The sequence below is a fragment of the Acinetobacter sp. 197 genome (assembly GCF_048148385.1).
Classification (GTDB): Bacteria; Pseudomonadota; Gammaproteobacteria; order Pseudomonadales; family Moraxellaceae; genus Acinetobacter; species Acinetobacter pecorum.
In genome coordinates this window covers 232,633-256,004 of record NZ_JAYWZK010000001.1, presented here as the reverse complement: position 1 = coordinate 256,004, position 23,372 = coordinate 232,633, and the positions used below count along the sequence as shown (strand labels likewise).

Sequence of the window (23,372 nt, the reverse complement as noted above, 5' to 3'; positions counted from 1 at the left end):
TGCTACAATGCCGTCCTTGTTCATTCTCAGTTTAAGTGAATACGTCATATGACTATGCAGCAATCCTACGCAAACATTCTTACTGCCGTTGGCGAAGATCTCAATCGCCCTGGTCTCAAAGATACGCCAGTGCGCGCTGCGAAAGCATTTTCATATTTAACATCGGGTTATAGCCAGACACTTGAGGAAGTAACCAACAAGGCGGTCTTCCCTTCTGATAACCGTGAAATGGTACTGGTCAAAAACATCGAATTTTATTCGCTCTGTGAACATCACTTACTGCCATTTTATGGCCGCGTGCATATCGCCTATTTACCGGAAGGCCATGTTTTAGGTTTATCCAAATTTGCCCGCATTACGGAAATGTTTGCGCGCCGCTTGCAAATCCAAGAAAATCTGACCCAGCAAATTGCAGAAGCAGTGGCTGAAGTCACCAAAGCACGCGGTGTTGCAGTCATGATTGATTCTGCACATATGTGTATGATGATGCGTGGTGTAGGCAAGCAGGAATCAACTACTCGTACGGTATCGTTTATTGGGGATTTTAAAACCGATAAAGAAACACGTCGTGAATTTTTAAGTGCAGTTCCAGAAAATTTCTAATAAATTCATAAATGGAAGCCTCAATTGATATTGGGGCTTTTTTATCACACCGAGGCTACCAATGTCATCTATCTGGATTGCGGGTCAGGGTTTAAGTCAGGCTAAGGAAAGTGTCGATTATCCACGACCAGATCGTCTGGTCAAAGCCAATCCTCAACGCCTGACTCAGAGTGCCTATCAGCATCCTCATATGGACTGCGGCATCTGGCAATGTGAAATCGGTGCCTGGAATATTGTATTTGCCGAGAATAAACAGGAATTTTTTCAGGTCATTGAAGGCATCGTACGTTTACATGATACCCAAAAACAGTCATTTGTTGAAATTAAGGCAGGTGAAGCCGGCATTATTCCTCCTGGTTTTATTGGTACTTTTGAAGTGATTGAAGCTGTTAAAAAGTATTATGTGGTAGTGGAATGTTAAAAGGCTTTTCGCACTTTATTTTCCTCAACGGTGAAGAAATTTCGTAATAAACTCCTTAGGTGTTTTAATATTCTTTCTATAACGCTTGTTTAGCTAAAAACTTTCTCAGTATATGATCTGAATCTCTCTTTTACTTTTATAAATAAAAAATTAGGACTTACGCACTATTATTTATAGATTTTCTGTGGCAGCAGATGATTCTTATCGAGAATAAATTCATCAATAAAGTTCTTGATAATTGGTCTAAATAATTTCTTCTGCCAACGATATACATTTTCAAAGATCCGCTCAAACTGGTTCTTTTGTATCTCAACATAGGCCATCAAGGCTGAGAAAATATGATTCAAAATCAGCTTGGATCGTCTTACTTGAAACTTTTCAATATGACAAACCTGTTTAATTACTCGATGATATTGTTCTATTTTCCAATGACTTGAATGTAATTCATAAAAACCATCAAAGGACAATAAATCATCTTCATCTTGATGCACAATATAAAATCTCTGCTGTTCTTTTAACTGAGTCTTAAATAATTGTACAAAGCCAACATCTTTGAGCCAGACCACTTGACCCTGATGAAAATTCGGCAATAAACGGAGTTGAAACCATTGTCCTTTTTCAGGGGAAACCTTACGGTTACTGTCGACACCAAACATAAATCGAATACCATGTTTTCTTATGGTTTTTAGATTTTCAGTCGATGAATACCAACTATCACCTGTAATGAATTGAATCTTTGCACCCCAATCGAGTACTTCACTTAACATCTCCATAAAGTAATCATTCTTGGTTTTACTTTCTGACTTATCATAAATTCGAAAATTAATTGGAATATTTTTGCCATGTTGATCTGTCGCATACAAGGTAATGAGATTAATACCCTTGACGGATCGGTGGTGTTTACCTGACCAAAAATAGCTAACTAAGTCCATATGTTGACTATATGGCTTATCTAAAACAGTATCATCAATACTGACTATAAGTTTATTATTATCAATGTGTTGAATTGCTTCTTGATATAGATCGTGAGCTGTGTAGTCTTCACGCTCCAAAAAGCGATTTACACTGTCATGCGAGATATTATAAGTCTCGGCAAGTTGTGTGCAGCTAATAGAGTTTGGTTCTGTCATGAGAAAGCCCATATAAATGGGTAATGTACAAGTTGCTGTAGAAGCATGTTTAGTTCGTCTGATCACAGATACGTTATAAAGTAGTTTGAGACTTTTTTAAATCCGTCAATGCGTAAGTCCTAAAAATGAAAATCAGTCGTTTCATATCCTCTATTGCGGATTGCTAAACTACATTTTCTGTCATGTTTAAATACAGATCTTGCTGTTAAAAAATTGCATGATTCAGGTATGCAAATACTGGAAGTTACCATGAGCAAGAAGCAGCCCGATCCTCTTAAACGCACTTCACGTATTTATTCAAACAGTTTTGACTATAGCCTGGACTTTAAAAAAATTAATTTCCGCAAACGACCAGAACTGTACCGGATTGGCCGTGGTGAACAAGGCGTGTTACTGGTTGAACCTTACAAATCGGAAATCCTGCCGCACTGGCGCTTTGCCGATGCAGACAAAGCCCAAGCCAGCAGTGACAAGATCTACCAGCTTTTCCTAGAATATTTGAAACAAGAAGATTTTATCGGGGCAGACATGGCACGCAAGTTTTTACAGATGGGTTTTACCCGTGCGCGTCGTTATGCCAACCATAAAGGTGGCAAAAAATACGATGGTCCGGTTCCAGAAGATAAAAAAGGCTTGAGTGGCGCACATGGCCGTTCAGAGCTGCCACGCCATCAGGAAGATCCGGTTAAAGCCGCTGCTGCCGAAATTTTTAAACAGAAATGGGATGAAGCCAAAACCCATCCGGCATATCTTGAGCAAAAACAGAAATTTCAGGATTTTTTACAACAGCAGTCTCTAACTGGATAAATGCATATAATTTAGACTGAAAGTGGCTGTACGGCCGGCTTTACGGACTGATGAGCCATATAGACTCTGTTACGCCCGTTATTCTTCGCCATATACAAGGCAGAATCTGCTGCGTTCAGGAAGCGCTGATAATCCGGATGTCCATCATAGAGGGCACACCCAATACTGACAGTAAATTTAAATTGATGGCCTTGTACCGAATTAATCATGCCATTTTCAATATATTTACGAATACTTTCTGCAATATTCAGGGCGCGTTTTTCATCAGTATCCACCAGTAACAGCAAAAATTCTTCACCGCCGATCCGGAAAACATAATCACTGCCCTGACTGTATTTTTGCAAGCCTTCGGCCAGAAACTTCAAGGCCAAGTCACCTGCAGCATGCCCGAATTTGTCATTGATACTTTTGAAATAGTCGGCATCAATGGCAAGCAAAGACAAGGGGGTATGATTCTTGCGAGAAAAAGTGATTTCACGTGAAATAATCGTATTCAAATAACGACGATTCAGTAATTGAGTCAAGGAGTCATTGCCTGATTCAATATACTCGGCTACCTGGAATAACTGATCTACCAGTAGCTGAATTTCACGATTCAGATTCCGAATTTTCTGGATCAACCCCAGCATATTATTCTTATCCGTACAGTTCATAATATCTTGATTGAGTTCATCAACCTGATAAATCCGCTCAATGATTAAATCGACCTGATCAGAACCGGTAAAAGCATAAGAGGCTTTATGGACAAACCATAAACCGAACTCCGACTTGGACAGCATCGGATGATTCAATTTCTCATGCTCGGAAAAGACCTTGAACATGAGTTCATTTTCCCAGTCCAGCAGTGAGCTGCGCTGTTTATCTTTTTGTACGGCCACATCCTGCATTGCTGAAAAAACACGATAGCTGTGTTTGATTTCCTGGTTCAGGGCTGTTTTGGCTTCATAGGATCGGCACATTATTTCTGTGGCAAAGCCCATAATTTGGATAATATAACTGCAGGTGGTCAACATACCCTGGTCAGGATTCTCATCCAGCAGTTCAAACATTTTACGTTCAATTTCACGTACACCGCGCATGATCAACCAAGATGGAATCCCGACACGTGCATGCACATGTCCTACCAATGCCTGTTTTTGTACGGCATCAGCATAACGTTTATTAATTCCTACACTAAAGCTTTCAAGTAGCCAGGCATTCAAGGTGTCACGCAAGCGCTTCTGAATCAGGTCATCGGAAAAGAATTCTGCAGATTCCTTTTCGATAAGCATGTTTTTATAGAACTCTTCAACCAGAATCAGGGAATGGTCTTGAATAAACTGAAAGGCATGCAATAAATTATCTGATGAATAATTTTGACAGATCTGTTTCCACTGCTCGGCCAACCTTGCCATGCATTCATTATCCATACTGCCTGTTCCCCAAAACTCTGAAATTTGCACTCACATTATGTGACAAATATAACAAATATCAGGTATTTTTCCTAAAATATTGATCAGATTATTTGTATCAGACCAAGCCACTCTCTATACAAGATAAGGGCAAACGGAAAGACAGCCTTATGGAGAACCAAGGATTGATGAATAGTTTAAATCTATTTTAACCCATTTTAAAAAAACCGTATCAAGCCAAGGCTCCATTGATCCCAGTCTTTGGATTGCTGTTGCTGATACGTCCAAGACAGCCGAAGCGCATGTTGTGGATTGAATGCATATTGGAGCTGGGTATTCAATTTCAGGTGCCAGTGATGCGAATCCTCCCAATACGGCAGCTCTACCTGTACCAGACTGTTAATCTGATCGCTCCAGATATTCTGACAACCCACGGTGGGGCCAGCACCTATGCGCCAGCCCTGATCGAGTGCCTTGCCGGCCTGTAGCTGAGTTTGCATTTGTGCATAACATAGATGTTCACGGCTGGCATTTGCCCAGCTATAGCCAACCTGAGATTTTAAGCTGGTAACGCCATGTTGCGCATTTTCACTAAATCGGCCATGCGCATCCAGTGCTTCCTGTTGCCAACCCAGATTAAAACCCCAAGATAATGGTGTATTAAACGGATTGACCGGGTTATAGGAGTTGACAGTCAATAGATCCAGATGCTCCAGTTTGAGTTCACTGTCACGATATTGCAAAGCCCCATCTAGAAACAGCAGTTGTGTGCCGGTTCGAAAACCGCCTTGCGGGTCGACGAGATCGTGATAGGCCTGCCGATGGCCAAGCTGGACAAAAGATTCACCCTGAACCTGTCCGGCCTGAATACTGATATTGCGTGCATGATGGCTTTGTACCGGATCTATTTTTGGACGTTCCGGCGCTTTACGCTGTTTCTCGACATTTAGCTGACTTCTTAAACCCAATAGCTTGCGGAAACGTGGCTGGGAAAATGATTCATCGACTTTCTGCCGGAGGAAATCCAGATATAAATGATCATAGGCCATTTCCAGAATTTTGGCCTGATCCTCTGCCGGATAATCTTGCAAGATTGAAGGCATTATGTCTGCTTCTGCATAAGCTAACTGATGTGCACTTTTTGCCAGCGCTTTGCCATGCTGTCTGGACTGAGCCAACAATTGAGTCTCAAGCGCCGGACGATAAACTTTCTGCTTAACCAAGCCCTGCTGTTCTACGACTTTCAGCGTTTCAATCGGAATTGCAGTCGAATTAAACTGTTTCTGTAGATTTAACTCGGGACGAACCAGATCAAACAACCCGAGTAAACGATAGGAGCAATTATCGTTGATAAAATAATAAGGGAAACTTACATTTTGCATTTCCCAAAGATGCTGTACCAGAAATCTGGTTTCTTGCGGACTTAAATTTAATTCGTATTCCCATAAATCCCGGCTTTCGAAGTCACCATACTCTTTGACCTTGCGGTAATACGGCATCAGTGAATATTCACCGGGATATTGTCCGGTTAGTCCTTTCCAGGCAAAGGACCAGTTATCATTACTATTAACCGTTGCAGCATAGTTGACGGCATAAGAAATCAGATTAAGTTGTTGCTGATCTTTAGGGTCCAGACGTAACAAGGTATGGCCAAACATGGAGCTGGGATTGCCCATAAAATCAGTGGCATAAATCAGGGTCGCCTGATAAGGCTTGACTTCGCCTAGCCATTTCTCCAAATCCGGACAGCTGACCGCAGGCAATTGCTGTTCAGAAATATCCAGTTGCTGCATTAACCAGCTGCTTCGTGCCGGAAACTTACAGCGCACGGACTGATTCGGTTCTGCACTCAAAAATAAAGCCTGAATGTTATGTTGCATTTCCTTTTTTAAATCGGTTTTTCCCTGTTCTGCCAGAAAATATCCTGAGTAGCTTACTTCGCTATGACCTTTGGGATTGGCATACATCAGACGTTGCCAGGTAGTGCTTTGGTCCAGATGCTGTGTTTCGGCCTGAACCAGATAATGCTGGATGTCTGAATTAATTTCACTGGAAAAACTTAAAGGGCTGAATGTGAGGCCCAGCACAAAGAACGCATATTTCATTCAGTTAACTTATTCTCATCAATTTCTTTTAATCATAAGAAAACCCTGCCAGAACAGCAGGGTTTTTATGGTGTGGATCAGATGTAAGCTTTTAAGACTTCATCTTTGGCCATCACGGTTTGTAAGGTGTTTAAAACCTGTAAGGTATTCTGGTTGTGCGCAGAATAGATTTCAGAAAAATTTTGCTTGGAAACGCTAAAGAAACGTGCTTTATCTTCAGACTTGATATTAAGTAGTTCTGCCAGTACATTCAAGCTTTCACCTTCGCCAACCGCCATATCACGTGCCAGTGCTTCAGCATTTTCATTGGTAAAGGTCACCACTTGAGCAGTTACAGTACCACCTTGACTACATCCTAGAGTACCAAAAGTAATCCCGAGCCACTGATTCGTAAACAGAACGTTAGTCGTACCTGCAAGTAGCTTAGGAATAATGCCTGACTGGCCCGCCCAGACCTGACTACCGATACCACAACCGACATCGTTATCCGCCATCGCCATACCAGAACCCGTTGCCAAAACCACAGCGAGCATAATTTTTTTCAACATATTTATTCTCCGATTATTCTCATGCAATCTTTGTTATTACTCTAATTATGTAATTTAAATTACATACTGAGCAGAGTAGCGATAAGTCAAGTTTGGCGCAATCGAAAAAATACATGCTTTACATAAACATAACCTGAATAATTTTACTGCGCTTTGAGCGTCCAATTGCCTTGCGAATTACGCTGTCCCAAGATTTTCAATACCAACACCAGACTCAGCAATAACAACAGATACCAGGACCCGAGTTTGCCCCATCCCACCATATGCCATTTTTCTACCTGGCTTGGATAGAGCCAGATCTGGTAAAAGGTGCTGATATTCTCGGCAATCCAGATAACAAATGCCAGAATCAGCAGGACTGGTAGCATCGGCAACTGAAAAGCATGCTGATTCAGCTGAAAGCGGATTTTGGTTTTCCAGAACATGACCACGCTCCAGACAAATAAAATCACCCGATAGTCGGGAATAAAAAACTTGCTCATAAAGTTGATATAAGACAAGACTGCCAGAGCCAGCATATGACTAAAACGCGGTAACTTTTCGAATGACACCTGATATAAGCGCAAAGAACGGGCAAAAAAACTGCCAACCGCAGAATACATAAAACCGGCAAATAAAGGCACAGTCATAATTTTAAAGACTGCAGGTTGAGGGTAATGCCAGGATGCAATTGCTGGATGGGTCAGAAAAATTTCCATGACCATAGCCATGAGATGAAACAGGGCAATGACTTTAGCTTCAGCCCAGGATTCAAGTTTGGTATAGAGCAGCAATACCTGAATGATCAGGGCAAAAAACAGTAAATAGTCATAGCGGTAAAAACCAAAAAAACGATCACTGCCCATAGAAGCGGTCAGCGCAAAAGCCAGCAGGAGTAAAATCCCAAATAAGGCAGCCGAAGCTGCCTTATAGGTAAATTCAAACCCTGATTTAAGTAGGTCAATCAAAGTTCACATCCTAAAAATATTTAGCACTGTACTCATGTACGGTATCAATAAATACCTTAGGCTTGGCCGGATCGACCCATTGGGTAATACCATGCCCCAGATTGGCGACATAACCGGTTTTTTCCCCATTGGCATAGGCATCGTCCAGCATGGCTTTGGTCGCTTTCATGATGGTTTCTGATGAACCATATAAAGTGGCAGGATCCAGATTACCCTGAAGTGCTGCACGTCCAGCAATGGTCTGACGAGCAACATTCAATGGTGTCGTCCAGTCCAGTCCAAATGCATCTGCACCTGTGGTAACCATCGGTTCCAGCCACTGACCACCACCTTTGGTAAACAGAATCACCGGAATCTTGCGACCGTCTTTCTCACGTTGCAGGCCAGCGACAATCTTCTGCATATAGTTCAGCGAGAACTCGATATACTCACGATGTGCTAATGCCCCACCCCAACTATCAAAGATCTGTACCGCTTGCGCACCCGCATCAATCTGCGCATTCAAATACTCAGTGACTGCATCAGCCAGACGGTCCAGTAAAGCATGCAAAACTTCAGGCTGCGCATACATCATCTGTTTGGTAAACCGGAAATCTTTGCTTGAACCGCCTTCGACCATATATGTCGCTAAAGTCCAAGGGCTTCCCGAGAAACCAATCAGAGGCACCTGACCACCCAAGGCTGAACGAATGGTCGAAACTGCATTCATCACATAGTCGAGATCGGACTTGGCATTAAATGCAGGCAGGTTTGCGACATCCTGCTCGGTACGTACAGTTTTATGAAACTTAGGACCCTCCCCGGCTTCAAAATACAGTCCCAATCCCAGAGCGTCCGGAACCGTCAAGATATCTGAGAATAAAATCGCAGCATCCAGATCATAACGGCGCAAAGGCTGTAAGGTCACTTCACAGGCAAATTCTGTATTTTTGCAAAGAGACAGGAAATCTCCAGCTTTGGCACGTGTTTCACGATATTCTGGTAAATAACGGCCAGCCTGACGCATCATCCATACGGGTGTAGCATCTACAGGCTCACGCAACAGTGCGCGCAGAAAACGATCATTTTTTAAGGTCGTCATTCACATTCCCATCTTTCTTTGACATTGCCGACATCATAGCAAAAAGGCTACAGTTTTAATAACTTCTGCCGACTTTTAAAACCGATCATATGTCGTGATCAAATGTGATCAATTACACAAAACAACTACTGCATCTCCACATTTTTTCTGTAATACTTATAGTGTTTTTTCACATAGTTAAGAAATATTTTAAGGTTGAGTTACATGTTCGTTCGCACAATGCTCGCTGTGAGTCTAGGTTGCATTTTCGCAGGTACTGTTTTCGCTGCGTCTACTGCTGAACAACCATTAAACCCCCAAGTAGTAACTGATGTTTCAGTACAGGATCCGATTGATCCTTTGGCGACTGAAGCTTCGGCAGCCCAAGCTGAAACCAGAATTACTGCCCAAGAACAACAAGACCTGAAGAAAGCTTCTGACGCTCTGAATGTACTACAAAATACTGAAGACCAGACTGCTGATATTGGCGCCGCTCCAACCAGTAAAACTCCAGCCAGCTCGGCTGCAGCCAAAGCTTCCTGGACCTTAGACGGTCTTAATAATGCGGAATGGTATGAAAATATCGGTAAAGGTCAATTTCCTGTCTATGCACGTGCTCATGTCATGCTGAATAATGCACATGCTTCTCCAGGTGCAATTGATGGTACCAGCGGTAAAAATACGCTGAAAGCGATTGCTTCTTTCCAGCAAATGAACGGCATCAAGCCTACTGGCACACTGACTAAAGAAACCTGGGATGCGCTGGTAGCAAAACAGGGCTCTAAACCTGCCTTTGTTGAATACACCATCACTGAGGATGACCTGAAAGGTCCATATGCCCAGTCTATTCCGCATGATTACGCCTTGCAGGCTAAAATGAAAGGCCTGTATTACACCCGTGTATCTGAAATGTTGGGCGAAAAGTTCCATATGGATGAAGACTTTTTGAAAAAGTTAAATCCGAAAGCGACCTTTAAAAAAGCCGGGGAAAAACTGATTGTTGCCAATATCCGTAACGAAGTTCCTGAAGACATCCATTTAATTGTGGCGCATAAAGGTGCCAAACAGTTATATTTATTTAATAACCGTAACCAGATGATCGGCTCTTTCCCTGCCACTATTGGTAGTTCGGACACTCCATCTCCTACCGGTACTTATAAAGTGACTGGAGTAGCTCCAAACCCATGGTATAGCTACTCACCAAGCAACTTTGTTCAGGGCAATAACAAGAAACCGTTATCTTTACCACCTGGTCCAAATGGTCCGGTCGGCAATATCTGGATTGGTTTAAGTAAAAAATCCTTTGGTATTCACGGTACGCCAAACCCGTCTGCAATTTCTAAAACTGCATCGCATGGCTGTATCCGTCTAACCAACTGGGATGCCAATGACTTAGGCCGTAAAGTGAAATCTGGTGTGACGGTCCGTTTCCTAGAATAATGACCTCTCTACCGGTTAAAATAGAATAGCCTGCTTTTGAGCGGGCTTTTTTATTCCTGAGTTTTTGCTTTGAGCTGTGTCGTTGCAAAAATGCAATGATCTGTCGCCTATTTGAGATTTTTTCAGCTTTAAAACGACAGTATGATGATCTCAAGTTCAAAATAATATCGAGATTAAATCATGAAAGCTTTTCTACATCCGAGTGAAAATCGTGGTCATGTAAAAATGGGCTGGCTGGAGTCTAAACACAGCTTCTCATTTGGTAACTGGTATAACCCGAACTACATGGGAGTCAGTGCCTTACGCGTGATTAATGATGATCTGATCGATGGTCATCAGGGTTTTGGCACACATCCGCATGACAATATGGAAATCCTGACCTGCGTGCTAAAAGGAACCATTACCCATCAGGACAGCATGGGCAATCATGGCGGAATCTCTGCGGGTGAATGGCAACTCATGAGCGCCGGAACAGGTGTACGACATAGTGAAATGAACCAGGGTGATGAACAGGTCCATCTGTTACAGATCTGGATTATTCCCAATGAACGTAATGCCAAACCGAATTATCAGCAAATTCGTCTTGATCCCCATGAGCAACCCAACCAGTGGCATTTGATTTGTGGTCCAAATGACAATGCACCGATGCATATTCGTCAGAATGCCGAAGTCAAAACTGCGGTAATTCAGCGAGGCCAGAGCCTGGAAGTCAAAGCAACCCAGCATATTAATTATGTACATGTGGTTTCTGGTACTGTCGAGATTGCAGAACATACAGTTAAGGCGGGTGGTGCAATTGCTTTTCTGGAAGACTCCGAAATTAAAGCAAGTGAAGATGCGCAAGTCATCTGGTTTGACTTACCTGAAGTACCAAACTAAGCTTTTAATAAGGCTCCCTCTACAAAGGCTATTGATCATTTTGATGAATAGCCTTTTTTATCCATAGAATAATGAATAAGAAATATAAGTTCGCAGAATCATTATAAGGTTTCCTCACTAAGAAAATTATGCCTACTACCTATACAAATCCAACCAATTCTCATCACATTTTTACCTAACCACAGCACTATTTAGGTGAATATAAACTGATCTATTTCCAGGAAATCAAACGCTGTATAGCGTTGATCATTCATGACTAGTTTGATGTTGTCTTTTATAGGCATAAAGTGAATTGGCCTTTTCATTTAGGTTAAATAAATAGAAGAGCATATCGGTATGAACCAGATTTTAGAGATTCAAAACAGCCAACAACAAGCTTTGCTTTATTTATTAGCCTTTTTAAAAGAACAAGATTATCACTTTACAACCATTACCCCGCTTTCACATCAGCGAATTCTGGACCGAAAAAAGAATGAAATTTATAAGCACAGAACCCTTCAGGATATCTTTGGCTGGAATCTAGGTTTCAAGAAAACTGATCTTGATCCCGTCCTGTTTGAATTATTGCAAGAACATCAACTTCTACAGCTACAGCAAGGCCAATACTTGAGTCAGGTTCGGGTTTCTTCACTTGATAATGAACTCTTTATTCATTCTGTTTTTCCCACCACTCAGCAGGATGCAGTATTTTTTGGCCCGGATACTTATCGCTTTGTCTATCATCTTAAGCAATATCTAGCCACTCAGCCTCGTCCTTTTAAACAGGCCGTAGAAATATGTTGTGGCACTTCAGCAGCTGCGATCAGCCTCGCCAGACATTTTCCAGATGTTAATGAAATTATGGTTGCTGATCTGAATCCCAAAGCCTTGCTCTATAGCCAGATTAATATCAGTTTTGCCGGCTTAAACCATATTCATCCGGTTCAAAGTAATTTATTTTCTAATCTTGAGGGGAATTTTGACCTAATTTTTGCTAATCCGCCGTATTTGATTGATCCGGATCAACGTCAATACCGGCATGGCGGTAATAAGCTGGATGGCTGTGATTTATCATTCAGGATTATAAAAGAAGGTTTACAACGGCTGAATTCTGGCGGACGTTTATTTCTCTATACAGGTGTGACCGTGAATGAGCAGGGCAATCTATTTTTGCAGCATCTTAAAGATTTGATGAAACAGCATCAAAATATAATCTGGTCCTATGAAGAAATTGACCCGGATATCTTTGGTGAAGAGCTAGAGCAGCCGGCTTACCAACATGTAGAAAGAATTGCTTTAGCGCTGATCAAGATTGAAGTACGTGCTTGAATAATATCTATTTATAAATTATTGACTTTTTAAATGGTGGTTTTCTTCGAACCCCGTTTATTTTCCAGCATGCTATTAAAATTTTAAAGTAATAAAAAACCCCAATCTTTCGACTGGGGTTTTAAAATCTGGCGGAAGCGGTGAGATTCGAACTCACGGAGGACTCACACCCTCGTCGGTTTTCAAGACCGGTGCATTAAACCGCTCTGCCACGCTTCCATGTGCGCAATAATACGGAGCTTTTATCCGACTGACAAGTGAAAATTACAGTGAATGCAATCAACTGCATATAGTTTCATCAAATCGCTACAATTTTGCTGCCAATTCTGCTCCTTCACGAATAGCACGCTTGGCATCCAGTTCAGCTGCCAGTTTTGCACCGCCAATAATATGATACTGCGCCAAGGTATTTTCCCCGTTAAGCGGCATCAGATCCTTCACCGATTCTTGGCCTGCACATACCACAATGCTATCCACACGTAATAATTGAGCATGACCATCGACCTCAATCCATAAACCTTCATCGGTAACAGATTTATATTGCACACCGCGCAACATACGTACTGCATGTTTTTTTAACTGGGCACGATGTACCCAGCCTGAAGTCTTGCCCAGTCCTGCACCAAGTGGTGTTTTTTTACGCTGCAACAGATAAATTTCCCGTACCGGAGGTTCTATTTCAGCTCGCTGTAACCCACCTTCAGTCACATAATCTGGATGTGCATCAACACCCCACTCTCGCTTCCATTCATCTACAGGTTGCGGCTGTATTTGATGCGGTGGCTTTAATAAAAACTCGGACACATCAAAACCGATCCCGCCAGCACCAATGACCGCAACACGATCACCGACAGGTGCGCCACGTAACACTTCTGCATAAGACAAGACTTGTGGTGCCTGACTGCCTTCGATATTCAAGGCACGTGGCACGACACCTGTAGCCACAATCACTTCATCAAAACCTTCACGCTCCAACTGCTCGCGGTTTACCCGCGTATTTAAACGTACATCTACTCCGGTTTTTTCCAGTTGCACCTTAAAATAGCGAATTGTTTCGTGAAATTCCTCTTTCCCCGGAATCACTTTAGCCAGGTTAAACTGCCCGCCTACTTCGTGACTGGCTTCAAATAGCGTCACATCATGGCCACGGCTGGCAGCGACTGTGGCTGCTGATAAACCCGCAACTCCTCCGCCAATCACTGCAATACTTTTTGGTTTTTTGGTTTTGACATAGACCAGTTCGGTTTCATAACCGGCACGTGGATTGACCAGACAGGTTGCCCGCTGGTTTTTAAAGGTATGATCCAGACAGGCCTGATTACAGGCAATACAGGTATTGATTTCATCAACGCGATTGGTTGCAGTTTTATTGACCCAGAACGCATCTGCCAAAAGTGGACGTGCCATCTGTACCATATCTGCCTGACCGGAAGCCAGAATCGCTTCGGCAGTGTCTGGCATATTGATGCGGTTAGACGCAATCACTGGCACCGAAACATGTTTTTTGACTTCAGCGGTGTAATCGACAAAAGCTGCTCGCGGCACAGAAGTGACAATAGTCGGAATACGCGCTTCATGCCAGCCAATACCGGTATTAAGTAAAGTAATTCCGGCCTTTTCCAATGCTTTAGCTACGGTAATCACTTCCTGCATAGTATTGCCATCATGCACCAAATCGAGAAGCGACAAACGGAAACAGATAATAAATTTCTCACCAATTTCAGCGCGAATCGCTTTAACAATTTCTACGGCAAAACGCATCCGGTTTTCAATCGGGCCGCCCCAACGGTCAGTACGCTGATTGACATGACGACTTAAAAACTGATTCAGCAAATAGCCTTCAGAACCCATGATTTCCACGCCATCATAGCCGGCTTTTTTGGCAATACTGGCAGTTTTCACATAATCCTGAATGGTATTCAGGATCTGTTTATCTGACATTTCACGCGGTTTAAAAGGAGAAATTGGTGATTTGATCGGGCTGGCCGAAACCACAAAAGGCTGATAGCCATAACGTCCGGCATGCAGAATCTGTAAAAGAATTTTGGCGCCATGCTTATGAACTGCATGCGTCACCAAGCGGTGAGGTGCAATATCGCCCAAGGTATTCATGGTACCGCCCGCCGGCAACAACCAGCCTTGACGGTTTGGCGATATTCCACCTGTAATCAGCAGACCCACACCACCCTTTGCACGTTCGCCAAAATAAGCTGCCAGTTTAGGATAATTATAAAAACGATCTTCCAGACCAGTATGCATCGATCCCATTACCACCCGGTTTTTAATGGTGGTGAAACCCAGATGAAGTGGTTTTAAAATATTGGCATAGCGCGTCGTAGTCATAACATATCCCTGATTTTTATTTGGCTAATAGCTTAAATCTCATAAAGGTACTTTAACTGATTTTTAGGGGCTTTTTATGACTATCAGGTCTGCATTCTCAGGCACAAATACCAATTGGTGGCATATTTATATCGAACCTTCGCAATTAAATTATTGCTGCCATTGCCTTGCACTGGATTTCCATAATGCAATCGCACCCAATACTGTCCCAATCGGAAAACTGAACAGCATGAGGATTGCCATCACTCTGGATAATGTCCGCCCTGAACCATTCCCCTGCTTCACCTTGAGACAGGCTTGTATATTTAAAACAATCAGTATCAACAAAAGTAGTAGGATCATTCCAAGACTCAGCATGGAAATCGTGGATTGCTGATATTCCAGATATAAAAAAGCAATCGTACTAAAAACCAGCAAACCGGCATAAATCCCATGCAACAGGGCCAGCGTTTCATTCTTGGTTTTGGGATTTAAATTAGGTAATGGTGGAATAGGAGACGCCATGATTTTATTCCTCATTTATCTGATTTTTTAACTTTATGTGCTGAATATAGCGAATTTTTAATTTTTTAGCAGAATTCTGGTCAAAATTGTGCGATTTATGATTATTTAAGTCTATTGAATAGAGATTTTAAAACGAGTTTTTCTTTTCTAAAGCAAACCTAAATAAATTAATGATACAATTGATGCAATATGTATTTTTTCAGGCCACCAATTCTGGCGTGCCTATTTCATATCATTAGGATGAACAATGTCTGATAATGCAACTATCTTGCAGAATGTCCCAGTAGGTAAAAAAGTTGGTATTGCCTTCTCTGGTGGTCTAGATACTTCTGCTGCTCTTTTGTGGATGAAACAAAAAGGCGCTGAACCTTATGCTTACACAGCTAACTTGGGTCAGCCAGACGAAGACGATTACGATGCGATTCCAAAAAAAGCTGAAGCTTATGGCGCAGTAAAAGCACGTTTAATCGACTGCCGTTTACAGCTTGCATTAGAAGGTATTGCAGCAATTCAATGTGGCGCGTTCCACATTTCTACCGGTGGTGTTCCTTACTTCAATACGACCCCGCTTGGTCGTGCAGTTACAGGCACCATGCTGGTTACTGCCATGAAAGAAGATGACGTCAACATCTGGGGTGACGGCTCTACTTATAAAGGTAACGACATTGAGCGTTTCTATCGTTATGGCTTGTTGACTAACCCAAATCTTAAAATCTATAAGCCTTGGTTAGACCAGACGTTTATTGACGAATTAGGCGGCCGTGCAGAAATGTCACAGTTCCTGATCGACAACGGTTTTGACTATAAAATGTCAAAAGAAAAAGCATATTCAACTGACTCGAACATGCTTGGCGCGACTCATGAAGCCAAAGATCTTGAATACCTGGATGCAGGCATCAAAATCGTTGAGCCAATCATGGGCGTTGCGTTCTGGAAAGAAGAAGTAGAAATCAAACCTGAAGAAGTATCCATTACTTTTGAAGAAGGCTTCCCTGTGGCCATCAATGGCCAACGTATCGAAGACCCAGTTGAGTTCATTCTTGAAGCGAACCGTATCGGTGGCCGTCATGGTCTAGGTATGTCGGATCAGATTGAAAACCGGATTATCGAAGCAAAATCTCGTGGTATCTACGAAGCTCCGGGTATGGCACTTCTGCATATTGCTTATGAACGTCTTGTGACCGGTATTCATAACGAAGATACCATCGAACAATACCGTATTAACGGTCTACGTTTAGGTCGTTTGCTCTACCAAGGTCGCTGGTTCGATTCTCAAGCGCTGATGCTGCGTGAAACTGCACAGCGCTGGGTTGCGAAAGCAGTTACCGGTACAGTAACGCTTGAACTTCGTCGCGGTAATGACTACACCATTATGAATACTGAATCTCCTAACCTCACTTATGAAGCTGAGCGTTTGACTATGGAGAAAGGTGATTCCATGTTCTCGCCGATGGATCGTATTGGCCAGTTAACCATGCGTAACCTGGATATTACAGATACTCGCGCGAAACTGGGCATCTATACAGAGACGGGTTTACTCGCAGTCGGTACAGCATCTGCAGTGCCACAGCTGAAAGACAAAAACTAAGTTTTGTCTTTAGCAAAAAAACCGCGCCTTGAGCGCGGTTTTTTATTAGTGATGCTTATAGATATTTAGAATTTCTAACCATTTGCGATATCTGAATTGACTGATCGAATGGACTGATAATAGATCTGATTGCGTCCAAGCTGCTTGGCCCGATATAGTGCCTGATCTGCGATTCCCAACAATGCATCCTTATCAATATCTTCCTCACCACGATAGACAGTAATACCTAGACTAATAGTGATATGTTTCGCAACTGAGGATTTTTCATGGGGAATTTCCAGACGGTCAATCGCCTTAAAGATATTTGAAGCCACGGCATAAGCGCCATGCGCATCTGTTTCAGGCAAGAGGACCACAAACTCTTCTCCACCATAACGTGCGACAAAGTCCATATGCCGGATCGCATTCTTGATTGTTTTAGCAATGCTTGAAATAACGTCATCACCTTTCTGATGTCCATAAAAATCGTTGTAATTTTTAAAGAAATCTACATCAATAAACAGAATCGCCAAAGCCGTTCCCTCACGGCGAGCACGTTCGAAATGGACCTCCAGTGTCTCATCAAAGGTCCGTCGGTTCGAAATCTTGGTCAGTTCATCATACTGGCTTAAATGTAATAATTCGGTGGTATGAATACGCTGGATTTGCTCACTGATTCTGGCACGAATGCTATAGAGAAAAATCACACGTTCACGTGCAAAAATCATATGACTAATCACATAACCCAGCAAGCAACTCCCAATCAGAATACGCCCAAAAACCAAGGGGCTAAATTCTATGGACATGATTGATAAAGCAATAATCGTGGTAGCTGCTGCAGCCAGTCCTGTCACCAACATCTGTACAGGCTTGATACCGGTCAGAACATATCCCAGTATATAAATAATGGTGACAATCGCCATCGACTGATGCTGTAAAGCTGGAGTTTTAATCGACATGGTAATACACGAAATTGAAACCAGCATCCAAAATACCAGCAACATTGATGCCTGCGGGAAAAACCGCCTGATTTTGGGTAAACAGGAAAACATATAAAAGAGGGTTAATGCGATGCAGCCATTGATGAGACCCAGCATGCACAACACAAAATCATGTACGAAATGTTCTTTGCTGATAATCCAGTAATCTGTAGGAATGATCACCACTAAAAAAATAAAATAAGCCAATACTCCGCCCCAAACATATTTTTCGACATGTTTACGGGCACGTTCCAGATTTTTTGTCCAGAATTCTTGTTCCAGATTTTGAGGGAAGACCGGACCTACACGCTGACTTTGCCGTGTGATCAATTTTTCTATGTCTTCTTTATTATCTTGTAATTTCGCTAGACTGTACTTGTATTCCATTGCCAAGTATTTATGTAATTTTTTTAGTAATTCTAAAATAACATACTTTTTGAAATTAAATTATAGATATCCCTTATTTTGTAGCGCTTTCTCGTTACCATTTTTGCTATAGATGGATTATCATTCACTTTATTTGTTCGACTGAATTTGCCTTGAATACGATTACGATTCTCCAGCCAGATGACTGGCACGTTCACCTGCGTGATGGTTTAGCACTTCAACGTACCGTTCCCGATTTAGCCAAACAGTTTTCTCGCGCCATTTGCATGCCAAACCTGGTGCCACCCGTTAAAACCGTGGAGGAAGCCAATGCCTATCGTGAACGCATTATGGCCCATGTGCCTGAAGGGGTAAATTTCGACCCACGTATGGTGCTGTATTTCACTGACAACACCCCGGCAAGCGAAGTTAAGAAGATTAAAGAATCTGAGCATGTCAATGCCATCAAGCTCTATCCTGCAGGTGCGACCACCAACTCCGATAGCGGTGTGAGCGATATGAGCAAGGTCTACGGCGTAATTGAACAGCTTGAAGAACACCAGGTGCCTTTATTACTGCATGGTGAAGTAACGCATAATCATGTGGATATTTTTGACCGTGAAAAGCGCTTCCTGGATGAAGTGCTGGCTCCCTTACTCAGACAGTTTCCCAAGCTAAAACTGGTACTCGAACACATTACCACCAGTGAGGCTGCAAATTTTGTGCTCGAGCAAGACCGGAATGTCGCTGCAACCATTACCCCGCAACATTTATTGTTTAACCGAAATGACATGCTGGTCGGTGGGATCAAGCCGCATTTCTACTGCTTGCCAATTTTAAAGCGTCAAACGCATCAGCAAACTTTGCTGGAAGTCGCAACCAGCGGTAATCCTAAATTTTTCTTGGGAACAGACAGCGCGCCACATTCAAAAAATGCAAAAGAAAATGCGTGTGGCTGTGCAGGATGTTATAGTGCGCCGACTGCCATTGAGCTGTATGCTCAGGCATTTGATCAGGTGGGTAAAATTGAACGCCTGGAAGGTTTTGCCAGCCACTTTGGCGCAGATTTCTATGGTCTGCCACGTAATACCAGCACTATTACCCTGATCAAAGAAGATCAAGTGATTCCTGAAAGTTTAAACTACCTGGATGGTGAACAGATTATCCCTCTGTATGCGGGTAAAACCATTCAATGGAGAAAAGTGTGACAAATGAAACTCTCCCAATCATTGGTCAACGTTTTCGTGGATTCTTACCTGTAGTTGTCGATGTCGAGACTGCAGGTTTTAATGCACAGACTGATGCATTGCTGGAAATTGCGGCCATTCCGATTGTTTATAATGAAGATGGTCAATTTGTGCCAGGTCAAGCCTACCATGCACATATCAATCCTTTCGAAGGGGCAAACCTCGACCGCCGTTCGCTGGAGTTTATTGGGATCGATCCCTCTAATCCGATGCGAATCGCCATGGCTGAAGATGAAAAAACTGCGCTTAAGCGTATTTTTAAATCTGTGAATGAAGTACGTCGCCAGCAAAACTGTACCCATGCGGTTTTAGTCGGACACAATGCACATTTCGATTTAGGTTTTCTTCAGGCCGCGATTGCCCGTACCGGAACCAAAAACCAGAACCCGTTTCATAGTTTTTCTGTCTTCGATACAGTGACTTTAAGTGCGGTGATGTTTGGTCAGACCGTACTGGCAAAATCCTGTATTCAGGCCGGAATCGAGTTTGATGGCAAAGAGGCTCACTCTGCATTATATGATACGCAGAAGACCGCTGAACTGTTTTGCTATATTTTAAACAAACTCGCACCTCACCTGCTTGACACTCTGGTGGCGGATCAATAAGATACCGCCATCTTCTAAACGTCCCTATCGTCTAGAGGCCTAGGACATCGCCCTTTCACGGCGGTAACCGGGGTTCGAATCCCCGTAGGGACGCCATCTATCTTCTTCTCTTCCTTTATATATCTTGTACCAGCACCTCAAGCTGATTAATTCATGAACATTCATTATTTTATTAATGAAAATAATTCTCATTTTCATTGATTACCACACCAAAGTTAATGATAATTACTTACATTATCTTTCTCATAATCAAGCTCTCTCATGCGTTTTGCTTATTCCCCACTTTCTATTGCGGTTTTAACTGCATTGAGTTCAACTGTTTTTGCTGAAAAATCCGATCAATCAGAACAAGTCAAATCACAAGCTTCTGTTAAGTTTTCCACCATTGTGATTCAAGCTAAAACAGAAAATGAGGTGGGGAAAACGGTTTACAATAAAGAGGACATACAGCAAATACCAAATGGCTCTAAGACCATCACCGAATTATTAAAAGTTAATCCGAATGTACAATTTGATTCAAACGCACGTAGTGGATTGCAGCAAGGCGAACTCAACGCGACGGATATCAGTATTAATGGCAGCCTACCCTACGATAATAAGTTTTTGATCAATGGCCTCAGCATTAATAACAATATTAATCCAGGTAGTGACGCAAAAAGTAATACCCTGAATGAAATAATGGGAAGTTCACAAACGGTGACAATTAATGCCGATCTGCTGTGTAAAATCACCCTACTTGATAGCAATGTGGGTGCCGAATTTGGTGAGTTCACAGGTGGCGTAGTCAGTGCAGAAACCTGTGTTCCCCAAACCGAAATTGGTAAAATTCATGGCAGCCTGAGCTATGACTATACTTCTGATCATTGGTCAGACATCAATTTCCCTAGTAAAGAAGCAGCTGAAGAATTTGAAAATTCAACCAGTGAAAGCAAACAACCTTTCTTTACACGTCAAGGGATCAGTGCAACGTCATATGGCAAACTTGCTGAAAGTTTGGGTTTAAATGCATTTGGTTCATATCGCCGTGCAGATATTCCTTTAAAAACAAGTATTGATAACCCAGATTCTTATGAACAAAAACGAGGTTCAAACAATGCAGGTATAGAGTTTTTCTATACTCCCAGTGACAATACGGTTTTAAAGATTGGCACACAATTTATGGAATCGAGTGGTGACTATTTTCTTTCATCCACTCATAACTCCCAAAGCTCACATACATCAGACAGCCAAAGTTTCTATATCAACTTAAAAAATAAATTGAATTCAGTTGAACTTGAGCAACAAGCCAATTATCAAACGCAGACTGCAAACCGTAAAAGTGCGACAGATAATATTTCCTGGTTGAAATCATCAACCAAAAACTGGAAGTCCTCGGGTATGCAAATTGAAGGTAGCTTCGGAAGCACTCAGCAGCAGGAAGAAAAACTGGAATATAGTCTTAAGGCATTATTTGAACCCATTCAAACCCAGCATACGACCCATACGTTCAAAATGGGCGGAGGATATGGACACTATAATGCTCATTGGAAACGTCCTGTCACAACAAGCATTTATTCTAGTGCGACTGGAAATATTGCCAATCTCAGCTGTTATTCAAATACTGGTCATAAATATGATGCATGTGATGAAGGAAATGGCCAAGACGGACAGTTTCTAAAAAATCGCACCTCTTATTTGGCAGGTAAAACTGAGGTACAGCAAGACCGTTGGCATGCATTTTTACAGGATCAGATTCAATGGGACAAATACTTCACAGCAACACTTGGCTTTCGTGCAGACTATGACAGCTTAACTAAAAATAATAATGTTGCACCACGTAGCTCATTTGTTTTTAAACCTTTTGCTAATGAACAATTATCCTTTACCACTGGCTGGAACCGCTACTATGGTTTAAATGCCTTTTATAATGAATTACAAGATCAAAAAGGCTTATTGATCATTCGCCAAACACGTGACAACCTATCAGCCGACTGGAAAGAAAAAGCATATGCCGGTTCTTTTACTTATCGTTCGCAACTTGATATCCCTTATGCAGATGAAACCATGTTCGGAATCAATGCTGAATATGCAAATAGCCGTATTGGTCTAAAATGGGTTAATCGTAAAAATAAGGACCAGATCCGCCGCACAGAATCAGTTAAAGATCCCGCCATTTCAACCAATCGCTTTAGCTATACTTATGATAATGAAGGCAAATCTGAATCTAATATTTATACCTTAAGCCTGATTAACATTAGCCCATTGAAGTTATTTGGCACACAGCATTTATTCAGCCTAAATGCGGATTATACTGAAACCCAGCGTAACTTCGACTCATACAGCACAGCGTATTATACCGGCACACCCATCATCTACTACGATGGTAAATTGATCAATGCTGAAGATAAGCCCTCTGAAATCTTTAATACTCCCTGGACAACACGTTTAGGTTGGAATATTAAATTTGACCGGATTCCTTTAAGCATTAATAACTTCATCAGTTACCAAGGCAAAGTGGATGCCATGAAGAAAATATCAAAAGGTTATTCTGATAAAAATAATGAACAATATGATATGTATACCCCATACACCACCAAAAATACCTTCTACTGGGATGTACGGACGACCTATGATATTCCTTTAAATAAGGACCTTAAAGCCATTTTAGGTTTAACGATTAACAATGTGACGAATCGTGATAATTTCTATCTGGATTCGGGTGTTGCCTATCCACAAATTGGCCGCCAATTTATTGCAGATGTCACTTTTAAATTCTAGAGCCTGAATAGGTACCTGCTGCTGCTCTTTTTAATTTGCTTAGGCTATAATTAATGCGATTTCATATTGTGCCTTTGTGTCATGTTAAAAAAGATTTTACTGGTTTTACTGATTTTAGCCCCATCCGCGCTATATCTCTATATCGTCAACCGTGATGATAACAACACTGCGGAGACTGAGACAGTGACAACGCCAGATAAAAACTCTCAGCCTGAGCAATATCAAACTCCAGATCACTAATTTTGAGAGATCTTTTCAAAGATTTATTTTTTAAATTAAAAAATAACTTTATGGGGAAATTTCAATTTATATAATATTTCATATAATTAAAACTAAAATACCTCTTTTGAATCTCCTCTCTCGA

The 23,372-nt window shown here is 41.9% G+C and carries 20 protein-coding genes and 2 tRNA genes; 12 read left to right on the top strand and 10 right to left on the bottom strand.

Translation table 11 applies throughout. From position 1 onward, the window contains the following. Positions 1-54 precede the first annotated feature (54 nt). Positions 55-603, top strand: a complete 549-nt coding sequence (gene folE, locus VXQ11_RS01150) for a GTP cyclohydrolase I FolE (RefSeq protein WP_171254931.1) — start codon at positions 55-57, stop codon at positions 601-603. A gap of 61 nt (positions 604-664) precedes the next feature. Then, positions 665-1,024 (top strand): cupin domain-containing protein, encoded by a 360-nt coding sequence (locus VXQ11_RS01145; protein ID WP_064101422.1) that lies wholly within the window; start codon positions 665-667, stop codon positions 1,022-1,024. Between the two features lie 167 nt (positions 1,025-1,191). On the opposite strand, the gene VXQ11_RS01140 is transcribed toward VXQ11_RS01145, so the two are convergent. Continuing rightward, complete coding sequence (locus VXQ11_RS01140; protein WP_080591875.1) at positions 1,192-2,220, bottom strand: transposase; 1,029 nt, start codon at positions 2,218-2,220, stop codon at positions 1,192-1,194. A 183-nt stretch (positions 2,221-2,403) separates the two neighbouring features. On the opposite strand from VXQ11_RS01140, the gene VXQ11_RS01135 reads away from it, so the two are divergent. Further along, on the top strand, positions 2,404-2,961 hold the full coding sequence (locus VXQ11_RS01135) for a DUF4385 domain-containing protein (RefSeq protein ID WP_416705220.1): 558 nt from the start codon (positions 2,404-2,406) through the stop codon (positions 2,959-2,961). Positions 2,962-2,972: 11 nt separating this feature from the next. On the opposite strand, the gene VXQ11_RS01130 is transcribed toward VXQ11_RS01135, so the two are convergent. The 5 genes from VXQ11_RS01130 to hemE all read right to left on the bottom strand — a co-directional run bounded on the left by VXQ11_RS01130 (position 2,973) and on the right by hemE (position 9,033). Continuing rightward, a complete protein-coding gene (locus VXQ11_RS01130; protein ID WP_416705219.1) occupies positions 2,973-4,370 on the bottom strand; it encodes a diguanylate cyclase in 1,398 nt (465 codons plus the stop codon). A 200-nt stretch (positions 4,371-4,570) separates the two neighbouring features. After that, positions 4,571-6,457 (bottom strand): DUF4105 domain-containing protein, encoded by a 1,887-nt coding sequence (locus VXQ11_RS01125; RefSeq protein WP_064101425.1) that lies wholly within the window; start codon positions 6,455-6,457, stop codon positions 4,571-4,573. A gap of 77 nt (positions 6,458-6,534) precedes the next feature. Then, positions 6,535-7,005: a DUF3015 family protein gene (locus tag VXQ11_RS01120; RefSeq protein ID WP_064095543.1), complete on the bottom strand. Its 471-nt coding sequence runs from the start codon at positions 7,003-7,005 to the stop codon at positions 6,535-6,537. Positions 7,006-7,148: 143 nt separating this feature from the next. After that, positions 7,149-7,952 (bottom strand): DUF817 family protein, encoded by an 804-nt coding sequence (locus tag VXQ11_RS01115; RefSeq protein WP_416679933.1) that lies wholly within the window; start codon positions 7,950-7,952, stop codon positions 7,149-7,151. Positions 7,953-7,962: 10 nt separating this feature from the next. Continuing rightward, on the bottom strand, positions 7,963-9,033 hold the full coding sequence (gene hemE / locus VXQ11_RS01110) for a uroporphyrinogen decarboxylase (protein WP_064095545.1): 1,071 nt from the start codon (positions 9,031-9,033) through the stop codon (positions 7,963-7,965). Between the two features lie 204 nt (positions 9,034-9,237). Between hemE and VXQ11_RS01105 the strand changes: the two genes are divergently transcribed. The 3 genes from VXQ11_RS01105 to VXQ11_RS01095 all read left to right on the top strand — a co-directional run bounded on the left by VXQ11_RS01105 (position 9,238) and on the right by VXQ11_RS01095 (position 12,639). Continuing rightward, complete coding sequence (locus tag VXQ11_RS01105) at positions 9,238-10,452, top strand: L,D-transpeptidase family protein (RefSeq protein ID WP_064095546.1); 1,215 nt, start codon at positions 9,238-9,240, stop codon at positions 10,450-10,452. 180 nt (positions 10,453-10,632) lie between these two features. Next, positions 10,633-11,331: a pirin family protein gene (locus VXQ11_RS01100; RefSeq protein ID WP_416705218.1), complete on the top strand. Its 699-nt coding sequence runs from the start codon at positions 10,633-10,635 to the stop codon at positions 11,329-11,331. A gap of 336 nt (positions 11,332-11,667) precedes the next feature. Further along, complete coding sequence (locus tag VXQ11_RS01095; RefSeq protein ID WP_416705217.1) at positions 11,668-12,639, top strand: methyltransferase; 972 nt, start codon at positions 11,668-11,670, stop codon at positions 12,637-12,639. A 129-nt stretch (positions 12,640-12,768) separates the two neighbouring features. Here VXQ11_RS01095 and VXQ11_RS01090 read toward each other — a convergent pair. The 3 genes from VXQ11_RS01090 to VXQ11_RS01080 all read right to left on the bottom strand — a co-directional run bounded on the left by VXQ11_RS01090 (position 12,769) and on the right by VXQ11_RS01080 (position 15,486). Then, positions 12,769-12,858: transfer RNA gene (locus VXQ11_RS01090), tRNA-Ser, on the bottom strand. An 87-nt stretch (positions 12,859-12,945) separates the two neighbouring features. Next, entirely contained in the window at positions 12,946-14,982 is a 2,037-nt protein-coding gene (locus VXQ11_RS01085; protein ID WP_416705216.1) for an FAD-dependent oxidoreductase, read from the bottom strand. Positions 14,983-15,132: 150 nt separating this feature from the next. Further along, positions 15,133-15,486 (bottom strand): hypothetical protein, encoded by a 354-nt coding sequence (locus tag VXQ11_RS01080; protein ID WP_244782517.1) that lies wholly within the window; start codon positions 15,484-15,486, stop codon positions 15,133-15,135. Positions 15,487-15,733: 247 nt separating this feature from the next. Here VXQ11_RS01080 and argG point away from each other — a divergent pair, with 247 nt between their 5' ends. After that, positions 15,734-17,074 carry an argininosuccinate synthase gene (gene argG / locus VXQ11_RS01075; protein ID WP_064095551.1) on the top strand — a complete coding sequence of 447 codons (1,341 nt, stop codon included), beginning with the start codon at positions 15,734-15,736 and terminating at the stop codon, positions 17,072-17,074. Positions 17,075-17,148: 74 nt separating this feature from the next. Here argG and VXQ11_RS01070 read toward each other — a convergent pair whose 3' ends face one another. Next, positions 17,149-18,420, bottom strand: a complete 1,272-nt coding sequence (locus tag VXQ11_RS01070) for a GGDEF domain-containing protein (RefSeq protein ID WP_416705215.1) — start codon at positions 18,418-18,420, stop codon at positions 17,149-17,151. Between the two features lie 152 nt (positions 18,421-18,572). Between VXQ11_RS01070 and pyrC the strand changes: the two genes are divergently transcribed. The 5 genes from pyrC to VXQ11_RS01045 all read left to right on the top strand — a co-directional run bounded on the left by pyrC (position 18,573) and on the right by VXQ11_RS01045 (position 23,248). After that, positions 18,573-19,607 (top strand): dihydroorotase, encoded by a 1,035-nt coding sequence (gene pyrC / locus VXQ11_RS01065; protein ID WP_416705214.1) that lies wholly within the window; start codon positions 18,573-18,575, stop codon positions 19,605-19,607. Continuing rightward, the gene (gene rnt / locus VXQ11_RS01060; RefSeq protein ID WP_034438210.1) at positions 19,592-20,251 is read left to right on the top strand and encodes a ribonuclease T; all 660 of its coding nucleotides are present in this window, start codon (positions 19,592-19,594) and stop codon (positions 20,249-20,251) included. Before pyrC ends, rnt begins: the two co-directional genes overlap by 16 nt. 20 nt (positions 20,252-20,271) lie before the next feature. Continuing rightward, a tRNA-Glu gene (locus VXQ11_RS01055) sits at positions 20,272-20,347 on the top strand. Positions 20,348-20,512: 165 nt separating this feature from the next. Continuing rightward, positions 20,513-23,008 (top strand): TonB-dependent receptor plug domain-containing protein, encoded by a 2,496-nt coding sequence (locus tag VXQ11_RS01050; protein ID WP_416705213.1) that lies wholly within the window; start codon positions 20,513-20,515, stop codon positions 23,006-23,008. 81 nt (positions 23,009-23,089) lie between these two features. Further along, a complete protein-coding gene (locus VXQ11_RS01045; protein ID WP_416705212.1) occupies positions 23,090-23,248 on the top strand; it encodes a hypothetical protein in 159 nt (52 codons plus the stop codon). Positions 23,249-23,372: the final 124 nt, after the last annotated feature.